The 17,114-nt window shown below is 31.1% G+C and carries 13 protein-coding genes; 5 read left to right on the forward strand and 8 right to left on the reverse strand.

What is annotated here, in order from left to right; genetic code table 11:
- Window positions 1-234: 234 nt before the first annotated feature.
- Together nrdE and nrdI are read right to left on the reverse strand one after the other, a co-directional pair.
- Complete coding sequence (nrdE, locus tag HMPREF3125_RS05960; RefSeq protein ID WP_070452487.1) at window positions 235-2,340, reverse strand: class 1b ribonucleoside-diphosphate reductase subunit alpha; 2,106 nt, start codon at window positions 2,338-2,340, stop codon at window positions 235-237.
- Window positions 2,303-2,701, reverse strand: a complete 399-nt coding sequence (gene nrdI, locus HMPREF3125_RS05965) for a class Ib ribonucleoside-diphosphate reductase assembly flavoprotein NrdI (protein WP_026083473.1) — start codon at window positions 2,699-2,701, stop codon at window positions 2,303-2,305. Before nrdI ends, nrdE begins: the two co-directional genes overlap by 38 nt.
- A gap of 800 nt (window positions 2,702-3,501) precedes the next feature.
- On the opposite strand from nrdI, the gene HMPREF3125_RS05970 reads away from it, so the two are divergent.
- The 4 genes from HMPREF3125_RS05970 to HMPREF3125_RS05985 all read left to right on the forward strand — a co-directional run bounded on the left by HMPREF3125_RS05970 (window position 3,502) and on the right by HMPREF3125_RS05985 (window position 7,813).
- Complete coding sequence (locus HMPREF3125_RS05970) at window positions 3,502-4,380, forward strand: DMT family transporter (protein ID WP_070452490.1); 879 nt, start codon at window positions 3,502-3,504, stop codon at window positions 4,378-4,380.
- Between the two features lie 17 nt (window positions 4,381-4,397).
- Window positions 4,398-4,898, forward strand: a complete 501-nt coding sequence (queF, locus tag HMPREF3125_RS05975; protein WP_029056472.1) for a preQ(1) synthase — start codon at window positions 4,398-4,400, stop codon at window positions 4,896-4,898.
- 331 nt (window positions 4,899-5,229) lie between these two features.
- Window positions 5,230-6,735, forward strand: coding sequence for a peptide MFS transporter (locus HMPREF3125_RS05980; RefSeq protein WP_070452493.1), 1,506 nt, complete (start codon window positions 5,230-5,232; stop codon window positions 6,733-6,735).
- 148 nt (window positions 6,736-6,883) lie between these two features.
- Window positions 6,884-7,813, forward strand: coding sequence for a diacylglycerol/lipid kinase family protein (locus HMPREF3125_RS05985; RefSeq protein WP_070452496.1), 930 nt, complete (start codon window positions 6,884-6,886; stop codon window positions 7,811-7,813).
- A 77-nt stretch (window positions 7,814-7,890) separates the two neighbouring features.
- Here the strand turns inward: HMPREF3125_RS05985 and HMPREF3125_RS05990 are convergent, their stop codons facing one another.
- The 6 genes from HMPREF3125_RS05990 to HMPREF3125_RS06015 all read right to left on the reverse strand — a co-directional run bounded on the left by HMPREF3125_RS05990 (window position 7,891) and on the right by HMPREF3125_RS06015 (window position 16,167).
- A complete protein-coding gene (locus tag HMPREF3125_RS05990; protein ID WP_029056470.1) occupies window positions 7,891-8,427 on the reverse strand; it encodes a 5' nucleotidase, NT5C type in 537 nt (178 codons plus the stop codon).
- Between the two features lie 90 nt (window positions 8,428-8,517).
- Window positions 8,518-9,573 (reverse strand): histidinol-phosphate transaminase, encoded by a 1,056-nt coding sequence (gene hisC / locus HMPREF3125_RS05995; protein WP_070452499.1) that lies wholly within the window; start codon window positions 9,571-9,573, stop codon window positions 8,518-8,520.
- Window positions 9,574-9,768: 195 nt separating this feature from the next.
- A complete protein-coding gene (locus HMPREF3125_RS06000) occupies window positions 9,769-11,286 on the reverse strand; it encodes an ABC transporter permease/substrate-binding protein (protein WP_070452502.1) in 1,518 nt (505 codons plus the stop codon).
- A complete protein-coding gene (locus tag HMPREF3125_RS06005) occupies window positions 11,279-12,244 on the reverse strand; it encodes an ABC transporter ATP-binding protein (protein ID WP_070452505.1) in 966 nt (321 codons plus the stop codon). The genes HMPREF3125_RS06000 and HMPREF3125_RS06005 overlap by 8 nt, the downstream gene beginning before the upstream one ends.
- Before the next feature lie 241 nt (window positions 12,245-12,485).
- The gene (recQ, locus tag HMPREF3125_RS06010; protein ID WP_124760792.1) at window positions 12,486-14,267 is read right to left on the reverse strand and encodes a DNA helicase RecQ; all 1,782 of its coding nucleotides are present in this window, start codon (window positions 14,265-14,267) and stop codon (window positions 12,486-12,488) included.
- A 10-nt stretch (window positions 14,268-14,277) separates the two neighbouring features.
- Window positions 14,278-16,167: an ABC-F family ATP-binding cassette domain-containing protein gene (locus HMPREF3125_RS06015; RefSeq protein ID WP_176745286.1), complete on the reverse strand. Its 1,890-nt coding sequence runs from the start codon at window positions 16,165-16,167 to the stop codon at window positions 14,278-14,280.
- 102 nt (window positions 16,168-16,269) lie between these two features.
- Between HMPREF3125_RS06015 and HMPREF3125_RS06020 the strand changes: the two genes are divergently transcribed.
- Complete coding sequence (locus HMPREF3125_RS06020; RefSeq protein WP_017637518.1) at window positions 16,270-17,085, forward strand: ZIP family metal transporter; 816 nt, start codon at window positions 16,270-16,272, stop codon at window positions 17,083-17,085.
- Window positions 17,086-17,114 lie beyond the last annotated feature (29 nt).

A 17,114-nucleotide genomic window follows, 5' to 3' on the forward strand; every position in this document is an offset into this window, starting at 1 on the left:
AAATTTTGTCGAATCGTGTGAGTTTGCCCAACTTGCATTACTTGTAGAATTTCTTTGTGAAATTCTCTGTGTTGGGTCCCTTCTGCCGAAAATCCTGCTTTTGGGACGCCGTTAATCAGTTTCCCAGAGCACAAAGACTTTATGTCTCAACCACTTTTCTTTATTCTTTTAGATACTCTAAATCATAAATTCAATTAGATTAAGCTTAATGTTCTATTATGTTTGTTTATGATTTTAGATAGCGCAACTTGTACATTCTTCTACACTTAATAATTTATTACGAGTATAGTATAGAGATTTCAAACCTTTATGATGCGCATATACATATAATCTAGAAAGTTCTCGAGTAGAAATTTCTGAATTAACATATAGTATTGTTGAAATACCTTGGTCAACATGAGTTTGAATAGTTGATACCAAATCAATTAATTTCATTTGATCAGTGTTAAATGCTGATTTGTAATACCACATTGTTTCTGGTGATAAAAATGGCATTGGATAAAACGTTTCTGCATTACCATAAGTACGTCTTTCAATTTGGTCAACAATAGGCATCACTGAACTTGTAGCATTTTGCACATATGAAATACTTTGAGTTGGTGCAATAGCTAATCGATATGCGTGATATAAACCATATTGTTCAACGTCTTTTTGTAGTGCTTTCCAATCTTCAGCAGTTGGGATATCTAATCCTTCGAATAATTCACGTACCTTTTCAAATTGTGGTTCAAATTCTTGAGATGTGTAGAATTCGAAATATTTTCCATTTGCATAGTCAGATTTATCAAAATCAAGATATTTTTCTCCACGTTCTTTAGCAATTTGCATAGAACGTTCAATAGAATAATAATTCATCATCATAAAGAAGATGTTAGCAAAATCTTTAGCTTCTTCTGATTCATAACTTATTTTATTTTTAGCTAAGTAACCGTGTAAATTCATAACTCCTAGACCAACAGAATGTAACTCACTGTTTGCTTTTTTAACACCAGGTGCGTTTTGAATATTAGCTTCATCACTAACCACAGTCAATGCATCCATACCAGTATGAACTGAGTCTCTGAATTTTCCAGATTCCATTACATTAACAATATTTAATGATCCTAGGTTACATGAAATATCTCTTTTAATGTCATCTTCAGTGCCGTAATCATTTATTACAGATGTTTCTTGTAATTGGAAAATTTCAGTACATAAGTTACTCATTTTAATTTGACCAATATTAGAATTAGCATGTACTTTATTCGCATTATCTTTAAACATTAAGTAAGGATAACCTGATTGTAATTGTGTTTGTGCAATCGTATTTAACATTTCACGAGCATCTTTTTTCTTTTTCTCAACGTTTGGATTTGTAACCATGTCGTCATAATATTTATCTAAATCGATGTCATCTAAAGTCACACCATATTCCTGTTTTACAGTATGTGGCGCAAACATATAGAAGTCTTTACCTTCTTTAGCTAAATCAAAGAATTTAGAAGGGACAATTAAACCAGTTGAAATAGTAGATAAGCGTAAATCTTCATCAGCATTTACCTTTTTAGTATCTAAAAATTCTTCAACATCATAATGGAAGATGTTTAAATAAACTGCGCCTGCACCAGGTCTTTGTCCTAATTGGTCAGCATAACTAAATCCACCTTCTAAAGATTTAGCAACAGGTAATACACCTTTAGCTACACCTTTAATACCTTTGATTGCTTCACCACGTGCACGTAATTTTGATAAATTGATAGCAACGCCGCCACCAATTTTACTTAGTTGTTTCGCAGTTGAATCAATAAAGTTAATAGAATTTAAACTATCATCTACTTCTAATAAGAAACATGACACTAATTCTCCACGTCGTGCTCTACCAGCATTTAAAAACGTTGGTGTTGCTGGTTGGTAACGTTGTTCAACCATGGATGAAATAAATTGTTTCGCTTGGTTTTTATCACCATTAGCTAAGTACATTGATACGATAGCAACGTGTTGATTATAATCTTCTAAAAATTGTTGTTTATCATTGGTTTTAAGTGCATAGTCTTTATAAAATTTACTTGCTGACATATAACTTGCGAATTGGAAATTAATTGATTTTGCATATTCTGTAATTTCAATTAAATCTGCCTCATTATATTTTTCAAAGACATTGAAATAAAAGTTATTGTCTACAAGATAATGTAATCTTTCGATTTCGCTATCGAAATAAATTGTTTTATCGTGGATTTCTTCCAAGTATACTTTAAGTGCCTCTTGGTCTTTTTCTAAATTAAAAAAACCATTATCTTTTCTTTTTGTAACTTCGTTATTTAATTCAATATGATTGTACTTCTTCTCGTCCATAGTTTTCATTAAAATTACCCACCTTGTTTTTAAATTCGATAACGTCTTTGTTTGTTCCCTGCACTTCAAACTTCATTAACAACGGAATATCATATTTTTCAGATATAGTACGCCCTGCTTTAGCAAAGTTCTGACCCCAGTTTCTATTTCCACTTGCAGCCACGGCCTTAATATTTGAATGATTAACATCTAAAAAAGCCTGAACCTGTTGAGGAACCTCACCAAACCCTATGGTTCCTGTAACTAAAATGTAGGGTTCATTAATAGTTTCTGTACAGTTGTCAGATGTAATTTCCATCGCATTTTCGATTTCAGCACGTTTAATGAATCGACGTACATTGCCTGAAAATGAAAAATATACTACTTTCATTGGATCGCCTTCTTTCACCAATTTAAAAAAATTAAAAAAGAAGTTCTCCTTTATTGTTAAGGAAAGCTTCCTACAAAACATTGTGTTGTAGAATGAAATGAGTCACTAAACGAAACGTTTATAAAAACTATATGACCTTATATTAATATGTGATTTTATTTTTCAAACCACAAGATATAGTGGTTAGTTTCGAATTTAGATCTATATAGTATAATTAAACATTTTGTGCCTAAACACTGTTAATAAGAGTTTTTTCTTAAATTATCAGTGTCATTTTGCATTTATAATAAAATTATTCATTTTATTAGTACCGTTTCAAAACACAATATATTGTGTCTGTTTATTAATATCGGTACTATATTCTGTGTTTCATTATACATAATAGCTATACTTATTTAAAGTTAAAGTTTTATGTCTAATGTTCGTCTTTTCTTTTGAACATGCACCACTACACCATTAGTCTTACCTCAATAAAAATAAAAAAATTTTTCAGTTAAAATCACTTGCTTTTTTAAAGAAAATATACATAACCATCATTCCAATACATTAACGAAAATCCTATCATTACAACGTATACAACCTATAAAGCAATAGAATTGAATTGCAATCGTTTTCAGTTATATACAATTTTTTAGAGATATTAAAAATATCTAATGCTATCAATCAAAGTAAACTTCATAGAACGTATGTTCGTATTGATATTGTATAATCTTTGTTCCAAAATATCAAGTCTTTTATGCATAACCCTATCATTTATGCTACTATAGTAACGTTAAATTTTTATAAATGAGGCGATAGTATTGAATCCTAAAATTAAAGGTATTATTGCAATCCTAATTTCTGCAGTAGGCTTCAGCTTTATGTCTGTATTTTTCAGATTAGCAGGTGATTTACCTGTTTTTCAAAAGTCTTTAGCTAGAAATTTAGTTGCTATGTTTATACCATTATTCTTCATATATAAATATAAGCAGCCTATGTTCGGAAAGTTAAGTAGTCAACCATTACTTATTTCAAGATCCGCACTTGGATTAATAGGCGTATTGTTCAATATTTACGCAATTGATCATATGGTGCTCAGTGATGCTGATACTTTAATGAAGCTCAATCCTTTTTGGACAATCTTATTCAGTTTGATTTTCTTAAATGAAAAAATTCGTAAATATCAAATTACAGCGATGGTTGTAGCAATATTAGGAATGCTATTAATAGTAAAACCAGAATTTTCTTCTTCAATCATACCATCACTAGTTGGACTATTCTCAGGTATCTTTGCCGCTTCAGCCTACACTTGTGTACGTGCTTTAAGTACTAGAGAAGCACCTTATACTATTGTTTTTTACTTTTCTTTATTTTCTGTAATAGTACTTATACCATTTACAATATTTACTTATGAGCCTATGAGTAATTTACAATTACTATATTTATTTGGAGCTGGATTATCAGCTGCAGTAGGTCAAATTGGTATCACATTAGCTTATAGTTTTGCAGCAGCTAAAGATATTTCTATATTTACTTATGCTTCTATTATATTTACGGCATTGTTCGGATTCATATTATTCGGAGAATCACCTGATGTATTAGCTACACTTGGATATGTCGTAATTATTGGCGCAAGTTATTATATGTTTGAAAAAGCTAGACGAGAATCAAACGCAACTCAACAACAATCTAAATCTTAATTAAAGGAGTGATTCTTTTGGCACAAGGACGTCAAAAAGATGAATTACAAGATATTACATTACTAGGCAATCAAAATAATACTTACGATTTTGATTATAGACCTGATGTTTTAGAAACTTTTGAGAATAAACATCAAGGCAGAGATTACTTTGTTAAATTTAATTGTCCAGAATTCACATCTCTTTGCCCTATTACTGGTCAACCTGACTTTGCTACAATTTATATTTCATATATTCCTAACGTTAAAATGGTAGAATCTAAATCATTAAAATTATATTTATTTAGTTTTAGAAACCACGGAGACTTTCATGAGGATTGTATGAATATTATTATGAATGATTTAATTGATTTGATGGATCCCCATTACATTGAAGTATGGGGTAAATTCACACCTCGTGGCGGTATTTCAATTGATCCATATACAAATTATGGTCGTCCAAATTCAAAATATGAACAAATGGCTGAACATAGAATGATGAACCATGATATGTATCCAGAAAATGTAGACAATCGTTAATACCTTAATTATTTTATTGTTAAAACTTTAGTACTTTGAAATGTCGTCGCAAGATGTTTCATTTAGTGCTAAAGTTTTTTATTTAATTTTCAAAAAACTCTTGCACTTTATTGAGTTAAAGCGTATTTTATATAGTACTAGTACTAAATCTTAAGAAGTTAATGATTAATTACTTTGTATGAATTATACATAAAATAATCACAAGTAAATTGACTGAATTTTCTTTTTTATAATTTTTTGAATATTATTGCAACTTCTTAATTTCAATAGTACAATTTTTAAAAACGACTTAACGTTAGCGTTACGGGAAAAGAAAGGATGGGATAAATATATGAAAGCCAATAATTCCCATGAACAAGCAATACAAGAAATACCACAAACAGGATTCTTCGGGCATCCAAGAGGATTGGGTGTATTATTTTTCGTAGAATTTTGGGAGAGATTTAGTTATTACGGCATGCGTGCAATGCTCTTATTCTATATGTACTATTCAGTTGCTAACAATGGATTAGGCATTGATAGAACGACTGCTATGTCTATTATGTCTGTTTACGGTGCTTTAATTTACATGTCTTGTATTCCAGGTGGTTGGATTTCTGACAGAATTACAGGTACTAGAGGTGCCACACTAATTGGTGCTGTGCTCATTATTATCGGACACATTTGCTTAAGCTTACCATTTTCAATGGTTGGTTTATTCGCATCAATGTTCTTCATCATTATAGGTTCAGGTATGATGAAACCAAATATCTCTAATATTGTTGGTAGATTATATACCAAAGATGACACTCGTATGGATGCTGGGTTTGTAATTTTCTATATGTCAGTTAACTTCGGTGCTTTAATTTCACCAATTATCTTGCAACAATTTTTAGATGTTAAAAACTTCCACGGTGGTTTCTTAATTGCAGCTATCGGTATGGCACTTGGATTAGTATGGTATATATTATTTAATCGCAAAAATTTAGGTCGTGTTGGTATGTCTCCAACAAACCCACTTTCACCTTCAGAAAAGAAAAAATATTCAGCTATTGTTGGTGCTATCGTAGCAATTATCATCATTGTATTAATCGTTACATATATGACTAATACATTATCATTCGATTTAGTAAGTAATACTGTTTTAGTATTAGGTATTGTATTACCAATTTCTTATTTCACAGTTATGATTCGTAGTAAAGATGTCACTGAGGTCGAACGTTCAAGAACTAAAGCATTTATACCATTATTTATTTTAGGTATGGTGTTCTGGGCAATCCAAGAACAAGGATCAAACGTATTAAATATTTATGGTATTGAACATTCAGATATGAAATTGAATCTTTTAGGATGGAAAACAAACTTTGGAGAAACTATTTTCCAATCTATTAATCCATTATTCATCTTATTATTTGCACCAGTCATTTCAATGATTTGGCAAAAATTAGGTAAACGTCAACCAAGTCTACCTATTAAATTTGTCATTGGTGCTGGATTAGCTGGTTTTTCATATATCTTAATGGGATTAATCGGTAACTTATATGGAAGTGCGCATTTCTCAGTAAACTGGGTTATTCTGTCTTACATCATTTGTGTAATCGGTGAATTATGTTTATCACCAACTGGTAACAGTGCGGCAGTTAAGTTAGCACCAAAAGCATTCAATGCTCAAATGATGAGTTTATGGTTATTAACTAATGCTTCTGCTCAAGCATTTAATGGTACTTTGGTAAAACTCATTGATCCATTAGGTCAAACGAACTACTTCATTTTCCTAGGTACTTCAGCTATAGTCATTACTTTAATTATTTTAGCCTTCTCACCAAAAATTGTTAAAGCAATGAGAGGTATTAGATAATTTAAACAATATTTGCTATAAGTCGAAATAATTCGGCTTATAGCTTTTTTAGTTTATAATGAAAAATGCTATAAATTTACCATTATTGCCCATCAATTTAGGGTATTGAAATATATTAATAAGAACTTAAGGAAAGTAGGTATGTATAATGACAAATAAATATAATCATGGTGTGTTATTTTATCATGAACATAGCGGCTTAAAAGATATCTACCAAGGTTTAGGTGAAGTAACAAAGTCTTTAAGTTCTATGTGTAAACATTTTTCAATTCAATTAAGCGAAAATGAAGGTGACATTAAACGTTACTGCCAATCAATTAAAGATGGTCATTATGGAAACCAAATAGATGTACTGTTTATTTTAGGTGGCGATGGTACTGTAAATGAATTAATCAATGGTGTTATGGAAAATGATTTAGATTTACCTATTGGTATCATCCCTGGAGGAACATTCAATGATTTCACTAAAACACTAAATCTTAACCCAAATCATACGCTAGCTAGTCAACAGTTGTTATCTTCACATATTCAAACTTACGATGTTATTAAAGTAAATGATATGTATGCTCTAAATTTTGTTGGTTTAGGCTTAATTGTTCAAAATGCTGTAAATGTTCAAGATGGTTCTAAAGATATCTTCGGAAAACTAAGTTATATTGGTTCAACAGTAAAAACTTTAATGGATCCTAGCAAATTTGATTTTAATTTAAATATAGATGGCAAAGAAAAAACTGGAAATACATCAATGATTTTAGTAGCAAATGGTCCAAATATTGGTGGTAGTAGAATTCCTTTAACTGACCTATCTCCTCAAGATGGCAAACTCAATACATTTATCTTTGATGATCAAAGTTTTAGCATACTTAATGATATTTTCAAAAAACGTGACAGTATGAACTGGAATGAAATTACACAAGGGATCGATCATATTTCAGGTCAGAAAATCAAACTATCAACTGAACCTACTATGAAAATTGATATCGATGGTGAAATTGCCTTAGAAACACCTATTGAACTTGAAGTATTACCTGATGCAATCAAATTACTCACATTCCCTAACCAAAATAATAATCAATAATATGCTTTCTAATATAAAATAAAACAGGAAATGGCTCCCATTCATTAAAAAATTGAATATATGCCACTTCCTGTTTTTTATTTTTCATTTAAGAATAAATCTTCTACTTCTTTCCAACCATTTACACGACGATAATCATCATTATTAACATTGTGAACTGCAGTATACATAATTGATTCACCTTCGAATATAGCAAGTTGTCTAGGATTGTCATCGATTAAATAATCTGCATTTATAATATTTTTACGTCCACAAAATACAAAATGTTGAGGGTCTAAGAATGGAAAATGTTCTAATAACCATTCATATTTATCATGAAATGATGTCGGTACATCCATAGCTGCAGTTGCTATATAAACATCATATTGTTGGTTTAATTTTTCAACTACTTCTTGTGCATTTGGCATCACTTTTAAATGTCGGAAGAATCCTGGTTCTCTAAGTATTTCAGTCACTAAACCATCATGCTCTGGAATAACATGTTTTAATTTTTGACCATTTAAAGATTCTACAGTAATACCTAGGTTAGCTCTTTCATTAACTGCATCAATAATCGCACCTAACGTATCAGCCAACACTTCATCCATATCTATTGCAATTTTCTTACGAGACATTAAATCTACTCCTCAAATGTAATGTATTTCTAAAGTATAGCAAATGCATGTTCCAGACAAAAGGTTTTACTGTTATGACATTTCATCTTTTTAGTAATCAAATTGCTGTAAAACTTCAATCATTTTATCATTTTGTTCTGGGAATCCTATCGTAATTCTAACACCGTTAGGAAACAGTCTGGTGATACAACCAACATTTAATAAAGCTTCATATAGTTCTTTACTTTTAGATGTTTTAACAAACACAAAGTTAGTTTGACTCGGTAAAAAATGTTCACTTTGAGGTATTTGATAGAACTTTTGACGTTCAAAGGCATTTTTTTGAGTTATATCTTTTAAATAAGCTTGATCATTTAAAGCCGCTACAGCTGCATATTCAGATAAACGTGTCACATTAAATGGTGGTCTAATTATATTCCATTTTTCAATAGCTTCATTAGTGGCTACTACGTAACCTACGCGTAATCCTGCTAAACCATATGCTTTTGAAAATGTTCTTAATAAAAATGCATTATCAAACTTTTCCTGTAATTTTAACGTATCAGGAAAATCATCCGCAGTGACAAATTCAAAATAAGCTTCATCAATAAGTACTGGTACATGGCTAGGTATTCTTGCTAAAAAGTTATAAAGTTCATCGTGAGTGAAATATGTACCTGTGGGGTTATTAGGATTACATAGCCATACAAGTGATGTATCATCGTCTACTTCATCTAAAATCCCTTCTAAATCAAAGGAGCCATTTTTTAAAGGTACTTGTACTACTGATGCAGCTTCTACAATTGCATTATGATAGTATTGACCAAATGTTGCTTCACTAGTAACAATTTTATCTCCTGGTGTTAGGATTGCTCTTGAAATCATTAATATCACTTCGTCTAAACCAGCACCAAATAATACTCGTGATTCATCTACACCAAGATGCTTACTAATTGCTTCTCTAAGTATTGGTGAACCAGTTTCAGGATAATAATGCAATTCATCTAAATGTTTGGTTATAGCATCTTTAACACTCGGAGAAGGACCATATAAACTTTCATTTGAGGCTAATTTAAATAGATCTCCTTTAATTCCATAGGTTTCTTTAAGTGCCCTAGGAGATAAACCTGGTTGGTATGCAGATAGTTGATCAAGTTGTTTTTTCATAATCTCGTTGCCTCCTTGAATTGACTGAAATTTCAAAATCTTAATGTTAATTATATACAAATCGAATGTCATAAATCAAACTATGTACGATTGTTTGCCCTTTTCAATTCAAAAAACGTATCTTGATCATTAATTAAAAAACCTTAACGTCAACATGTATTACATGTTAGCGTTAAGGTTATACTTAAGTTATGCTTATTTTTTCAAAAGCCCTTCTTTTTCTAAATAATCTTTAGCTACTTGATAAGGATCTTTTTTCTTCACTGTTACTTTATAGTTCATTTCTTGCATATCTTCATCAGAAATTTTTCCAGCTAGTTTGTTAAGTGGTTTTTTCACTTCTGGATGATCTTTTAAGAATTTTTCTTTAAACATTGGTGCACCTTGGTATGGTGGGAATACATGTTTATCATCTTTTAACACGACCATATCATATTGTTTTAATTCGGCATCTGTAGAATATGCATCAATTAAATTGATGTCTCCTTTATTCACTGCTGTATAACGTAGTTTAGGTTCCATTGTTTTCACATTAGATATGTTTAGTCCATAAGATTTTTTAACAGCTTTAAAACCATCTGGTCTATCATTAAATTCTAAAGTAAATCCTGGCTTCAATTGATCTTCTACTTTAGATAAGTCACCAATTGTTTTAATGTTATGTTTCTTAGCAAAATCACGTTTGACTGCTAAGGCATAAGTATTATTATATTTCATTGGTTTCAGCATAGTCATATCAAATTTTTTCTCAAGACTTTGTTTAGCTTGTTGATATACTTGTGGTTCTTTTTTAGATTTTAAATCCTCTTTAGTCAATTCACCTAAAACAGTACCTGTAAATTCTAAATAACCATCGATATCATCTGATTTCAAAGCATTAAATAAGAAGGCTGTCTTGCCCATGCCGTCTTTTACTTCAACTGTATCATCCGTATCTTGTTCAATTAAAATTTTATACATGTTTGTAATAACAGAAGGTTCTGAACCTAATTTTCCTGCAAGGGTAATTTTATCGCCTTTTTGAGCAAATAGCGGTACTATAATTGCAATCATAATAATAACAACCATTGTACCTAAAACAATCATTAGCTTTTTGTACGATAACTTTTCCATAAATCTTAATACAACATCAAATAAAATGGCTAATAATGCTGCCGGAATCGCACCTATTAAAATTAATGACGCATCATTACGGTCTATCCCTAGTAAAATTAAGTCACCTAGGCCACCAGCACCTATTAATGCTGCTAACGTTGCTGTACCGATAATTAATACCATAGCTGTTCTAATCCCTGCCATAATCACTGGCATTGCAATGGGAAGTTCCACCTTCGTTAAGCGTCTTATAGGTTTCATACCAATACCTTTAGCCGCTTCAACTAATGATGGGTCTACTTCATTTATACCAGTATATGTATTACGTAAAATTGGTAGAAGCGCATATACAACAAGTGCGATAATAGCTGGTACTCTTCCTATTCCGAATAATGGAATCATTAAACCTAATAATGCGAGTGAAGGAATAGTTTGCAATACAGCAGCAATATTCATTACTATCTCTGATGTCTTTTTAGTTTTAGTTAATAAAATACCTAATGGTACTGCTATAATAGTAGCAATTAATAATGCAATAAACGAAATTTGAATATGTTCAATAATCGTTGAGAGTAACTGTCCTTTACGTTCACCTAAAGTTTGCCAAAATTCATGCATTATCGTTACCCTCCTTTGTTACAGACAAATACTCAAACACGTCTTCTCTCTTTAACAAGTTTTTTTGTTGTGAATGTTCATCAACAACTATAACAGCTTCATTAGCTATCAATGTTTGATAAATATCCTCTAAATATTGTTGATTACTTATTTCAGGATAATTATTCATTACTGAAACTTCATCTAGTGGACGATCAATAATCAATTCTTTTAATTGCACTTTGGATTTATGTCTATTTAAATGGTTACCCATAAATTGTTTTACAAATTCACTTTGTGGTTGTTGCTGAAAACCTAAAGGTGTATCAATTTGTTCAACATGACCATCATTTAGTAAGCAAATACGATCTCCCAATTTCATTGCTTCTTGAATGTCATGTGTTACAAATACAATCGTCTTTTTGATTTTTGTTTGTAACTCAATTAAGTCATCTTGGAGCTTTTCTCTACTAATTGGATCTAACGCACTAAATGGTTCATCCATAATAATAACCGGTGGATCTGCTGCTAACGCACGTACTACACCAACACGTTGTCGTTGTCCACCTGACAGTTCATCTGGCATTCTATTTTTATAAGTTTCCGGTTCTAATCCAACCATTTTTAATAATTCATCAACTCTTGCATCGATATCTTTATCTTTCCATTTCTTCATTTGAGGTACTTGAGCTATATTCTCTTTAATAGTCATATGTGGAAATAATGCAATTTGTTGTAACACATACCCAATATCCCATCTCATTTCATATACAGGATAATCACTGATGGGTTTATTATTAAAATAAATATATCCTTCACTTAACGGTATTAATCGGTTAATCATTTTTAAAGTCGTCGTTTTCCCACATCCTGAAGGTCCAATTAATATGAAAAATTCTCCTTCTTTTATATTAAAACTCACATCATCTATAGCTACATGATTGCCGTATCGTTTCGTTACGTTCTTAAATTCAATCACAACTTCACCTTCTTTAATCTAACTAAATAGACATTTTCGTTTACTATACCCTTTTTCTATACTTAAACACAATTAAAAATAATTAACTTTTTTGTATTTTGTAAATCAAATAAATCTATAACATAAATTCTTATTTCGTTAGTTTTTTAAATAAATATAAAAACTCGATAAATTTTATGTATATTCCTTAAAATTTATCGAGTGGATTGATTATATTCAATTTTATTCAGTATAGATTCTGTTAAATACTTGTTTTATAAGACTGTATTCTTTCCAAAAATTGAGGACAATAATGTTTTAGTTTATAACTTCCTACTCCATCAATATTAATCATATCTTGTTTTGATTCTGGCTTTCGTTTAGCAAATTCTTCTAATGTATAGTCTGAGAAAATACTTACCGGCGCTATACCTAGTTTATCACTTAATTGCTTTCTAACTTTAACTAATTCACTAAATAATGCTCTATCTACACCCTCTACTGTATTGATATAAACTTTTTCTTTAGATTTTTGTTTAAACGGTGTAGTAAAGACTTTTGTATCATTATTTAATAACTTTTTAACTGATTTATCGCAAATAAGTATTTCATCATTTTCATTTAAAAATCCTTTAAATCTTAATTCATCAATTAAATGACTTAATTCAGATGTTGTGTACGATTTCATGATACCGTGAGTTGTTAATTGATTATAATCATTATATTTAATGTAATCTGTTATTTCCCCACGTAGGACTTGGATAATAACACTATAACTTTCTTGTTGTCGCATACGTGCCACACAACTAATAATCATCTTTGCTTCTCTTGTCATATCATATGTTTTATTTTCTTGAATACAATTACTACATTGTTTGCATTCTTCTAACTTTTCATTACGTTCAAAATAATGCACAATTGTTGCTTCTAAACATTTTTTCGTTTTGGTATATTGGATCATTTTAGTTAATTTTTCGCCCATTTTTTCTTTATAATCATCATCTGCTTGAGATACTGTTATAAAGTATTCATGTAGCCCTCTATCGCGTTCACTGAATAATAAAATACATTCACTTTTCAATCCGTCACGTCCAGCACGACCTGCTTCTTGATAATATGATTCCAAATCTCCTGGCATATTATAGTGAATGACGAACCTAACGTTAGATTTATCAATACCCATACCAAATGCATTTGTAGCAATAACAACATTTACACGATCGTATAGAAAGTCATTTTGTGCCGCTTCTCTCTCCTTATTCGTTAAACCAGCATGATAAATAGTACATTTTACTTTATGACTATCAAGCACCTCTTGTAATTCTTCTACTTGTTTTCGTGTTGAACAATAAATAATACCCGCTTCTTCATCGTGATCTGTTACATAATCTACGACAAATTTTTGGCGTTGATAAGTTGGATTAACTTTGAAAATTAAATTACGACGTTTCGTACTTGTTTTGACTTCATCTTGACTGTTAATGTTTAACTTTTCCATGATGTCTTGTTGTACTTCTGCTGTTGCTGTAGCTGTTAATGCAACAATTGCAAAATCTTGAGGGAGAGTGAACACTTTCTGAATAACGCTTTGGTAACTAGGTCTAAAATCATGTCCCCACTTAGAGATACAGTGTGCTTCATCAAAAGCTACTAAATGAATATTTACTTTTCGTAATTGACTCAAGAAATATTGATTTTCAAAACGTTCTGGTGCTACATATAAAAATTGAATTTGCCCATTGATTAACTTTTGTTCAATTTCTTTTTGCTGCTTTTGAGTCAAACTACTGTTAATAAATGCTGCATTAATCCCCATTGCTTTTAATTGGTCTACTTGGTCTTTCATTAAAGATATTAATGGACTAATAACAATTGTAGTCCCACCTAACATCAATCCAGGCACTTGATAACATATAGATTTACCACCACCTGTTGGTAATACACCTAATACATTTCTATGATCCATAATTTTCGATATAATTTCTTCTTGTCCGGGTCGAAATGTATCGTAGCCAAAATAATGCGATAAAGTTTCTTGCATGATTAAATTCCCCTTATTGTTCTTTTAATTCTTCGAGTTCACTCCATCTATTGATGTCAGCATCATACGTTGTTTCTAATTGTTCTTTTTCTTCGTTTAATTCTTTAATTTTTGCATAATCAGCACTAGCTTCTACCATTTCTTCATCAATTTCAACTAACCTAGTTTCAGTTTGATCAATTCGTTTCAACAGTGCTTCATATTCACGTTGTTCTTTATATGATAGACCTGATTTTTTACGTGTTTGTGGCTTAGTCTTTGATTGATTTGTAGCTTGTTTCTCGATTGCTACTTGTTTATCTTGAGATTTTTTATAGGCTTCGTAATCTTCAAATGAGCCAATAATTTTTTCCATTATTCCATCATGGATATACCAATATTCCTGCGCGACTTTATTAAGGAAATATCTATCATGGCTAACAGTTATAACTGATCCACCAAATTCATCTATATAATCTTCTAATATTGTTAATGTCTCAGTATCTAAATCATTAGTAGGTTCATCTAATAATAAAACATTAGGCTTATGTACTAGTAATCGTAATAGATAAAGACGCTTTTGTTCTCCACCTGATAATTTATATACTTTTTTACCATGTGTTGAACTAGGGAAAAGAAATCGTTCGAGTAATTGTGTTACCGAAACGGAAGTGCCATCTTTTTCCATTGCAACTTCACTTTCTTCTCGAAGATAATCAATCATTCTAATATCTCTGTCTAAAGTTTCTTCAGTTTGTTTAAAATAGGCAACTTTAACTGTTTGCCCTACCTTTAAAGTACCTTCGAACGATTGTTCTTCAGAAGCTAGAATATTTAATAGTGTCGTTTTACCTGCACCATTAGGTCCTACAATTCCAATTTTCTGCCCATTTTGTATTATTTCAGTAATATCTTTGAATAGCATCTTGCCATTGATAGATTTAGACACATGCTCTAATTCATAAACCTGTTTACCAAGTCTAGAGTAAGCCAAATTTAACTGTGCTTTATCTTGTTTAGTTTGTTGTTTTACTTCAGATTCTAAATCGCTAAATCGATTAATACGAGCTTGTTGTTTCGTTGTTCTTGCTTTAGCCCCTGCTCTCATCCATGCTAACTCTTGTTTATATAGTGCCTTTTGCTTTGCTTGTTGTTTTTGTTCAATTTCTTCATTTTCAGCTCGCATTGCGATGTAATCTTCATAATTACCTGGATAAGTTTTTAATTTACCTCTGTCTAATTCAATAATTCTAGATGATACTTCATTTAAAAAGTATCTATCATGAGTTACGAATAATACTGTATAGGGATATTGTTTCACGTAATTGATAAGCCAATTAATTGATTCAAAATCCAAATGGTTTGTAGGTTCATCTAACAATAATAAATCAGGTTGTTCAATTAAAGTCTTAGCTAATACAACACGTTTTTGTTGACCACCTGATAATTCTTTAACGAGTTTATTCGTCTCATTGATTCCTAGTTTAGATAGGATGGTTTTAATTTCTGCATTATAATCCCATGCATCTTTGCGATCCATCATTTCTTGTGCATTCATCATGACTTGAAATTGTTTGTCAGTTTGATCTTTTGAATATTGATTTACAGCTTGTTCATACTCTTTAATAATTTTTAAAGTTGGTGTATCAGAACTTAGTACTGCTTCAAAAACAGTCATTTCACCATCTAAATCTTGTTTTTGAGATGAATAGCGAATTCGATAATTATTAGGATGAGTGATATCGGCTGTAAAATCTTCGTCTAGATTACCTATAACTTTTAGCAAAGTACTTTTACCTGTACCATTAATCCCAACGAGACCAATCTTTTCATGCTCAGATATTGATAAATTTAAATCATCGAATATCACTTTATCTGCATAGGATTTATTTAAATGTTCAATTTTATATGCTTCCATGCTTATCTTCCTTTTACTATCGAATTTTCAATATAAATTTGTTAAGATTAAATCAGTTCTATATATTATACACCTTTTTAAGCTTAAATGATATAAGGAGACCTAGTTATGGCAGAATTCTTCGAAAATTTGCCTCCTCATTTTCAAGCTTTAATTGCAGGAATCATTACATGGTTATTAACAGCACTTGGTGCAGCTTCTGTTTTTATTTTTAAATCTGTAAATGACAAAGTGTTGAACTCTATGCAAGGGTTCGCCGCAGGTATTATGATTGCTGCGAGTTTTTGGTCTCTATTACAACCCTCAATTGAATTTAGTAAAGATTCAGCCGTACCTTGGCTACCAGCCGCAATTGGTTTCTTATTCGGTGGTTTCTTTATTCGTGGTTTAGATTTTGTCATACCACATATTCACAGAAATGCTAAAGATAAAAATCAACAACAAGAAGGTATTCAAACATCATTGAGTAAAAATGCGCTTCTCGTTTTAGCCATTACATTACACAATATTCCTGAAGGTTTATCAATCGGGGTAGCATTTGGTGGTGTCGTATCAGGTAATGGTACTGCTACATTTTTAGGAGCAATTGGCTTAGCTATTGGAATTGGTATCCAAAACATTCCTGAAGGTGCAGCGCTATCAATGCCAATTAAAGCAGCGGGTTCTTCAAGTTGGCGAGCGTTCAACTACGGACAAGCTTCAGCAATTGTAGAACCAATATTTGCTATGATTGGTGCAGGTGCGGTACTAATTATCACACCAATGCTTCCTTATGCGCTTGCTTTTGCTGCAGGTGCAATGATATTTGTTGTCGTTGAAGAGCTTATTCCTGACTCTCAATCAGGTAATAACACAGATTTAGCTACATTAAGTTTAATGCTTGGATTTGCCATTATGATGATATTAGACGTTGCATTAGGCTAATCATCATTTGTTCTTTTCTAATCATTAAA

The organism is Staphylococcus sp. HMSC13A10 (assembly GCF_001808005.1).
GTDB lineage: Bacteria > Bacillota > Bacilli > Staphylococcales > Staphylococcaceae > Staphylococcus > Staphylococcus pasteuri.

What these genes read in the sequence shown, in the direction of transcription:
- nrdE (WP_070452487.1), bottom strand. Translation starts at nt 2,340, where the DNA reads ATGAAAACTATGGACGAGAAGAAGTACAATCATATTGAATTAAATAAC.
- nrdI (WP_026083473.1), bottom strand. Translation starts at nt 2,701, where the DNA reads ATGAAAGTAGTATATTTTTCATTTTCAGGCAATGTACGTCGATTCATT.
- HMPREF3125_RS05980 (WP_070452493.1), top strand. Translation starts at nt 5,230, where the DNA reads ATGAAAGCCAATAATTCCCATGAACAAGCAATACAAGAAATACCACAA.
- HMPREF3125_RS05985 (WP_070452496.1), top strand. Translation starts at nt 6,884, where the DNA reads ATGACAAATAAATATAATCATGGTGTGTTATTTTATCATGAACATAGC.
- HMPREF3125_RS05990 (WP_029056470.1), bottom strand. Translation starts at nt 8,427, where the DNA reads ATGTCTCGTAAGAAAATTGCAATAGATATGGATGAAGTGTTGGCTGAT.
- hisC (WP_070452499.1), bottom strand. Translation starts at nt 9,573, where the DNA reads ATGAAAAAACAACTTGATCAACTATCTGCATACCAACCAGGTTTATCT.
- HMPREF3125_RS06000 (WP_070452502.1), bottom strand. Translation starts at nt 11,286, where the DNA reads ATGCATGAATTTTGGCAAACTTTAGGTGAACGTAAAGGACAGTTACTC.
- HMPREF3125_RS06020 (WP_017637518.1), top strand. Translation starts at nt 16,270, where the DNA reads ATGGCAGAATTCTTCGAAAATTTGCCTCCTCATTTTCAAGCTTTAATT.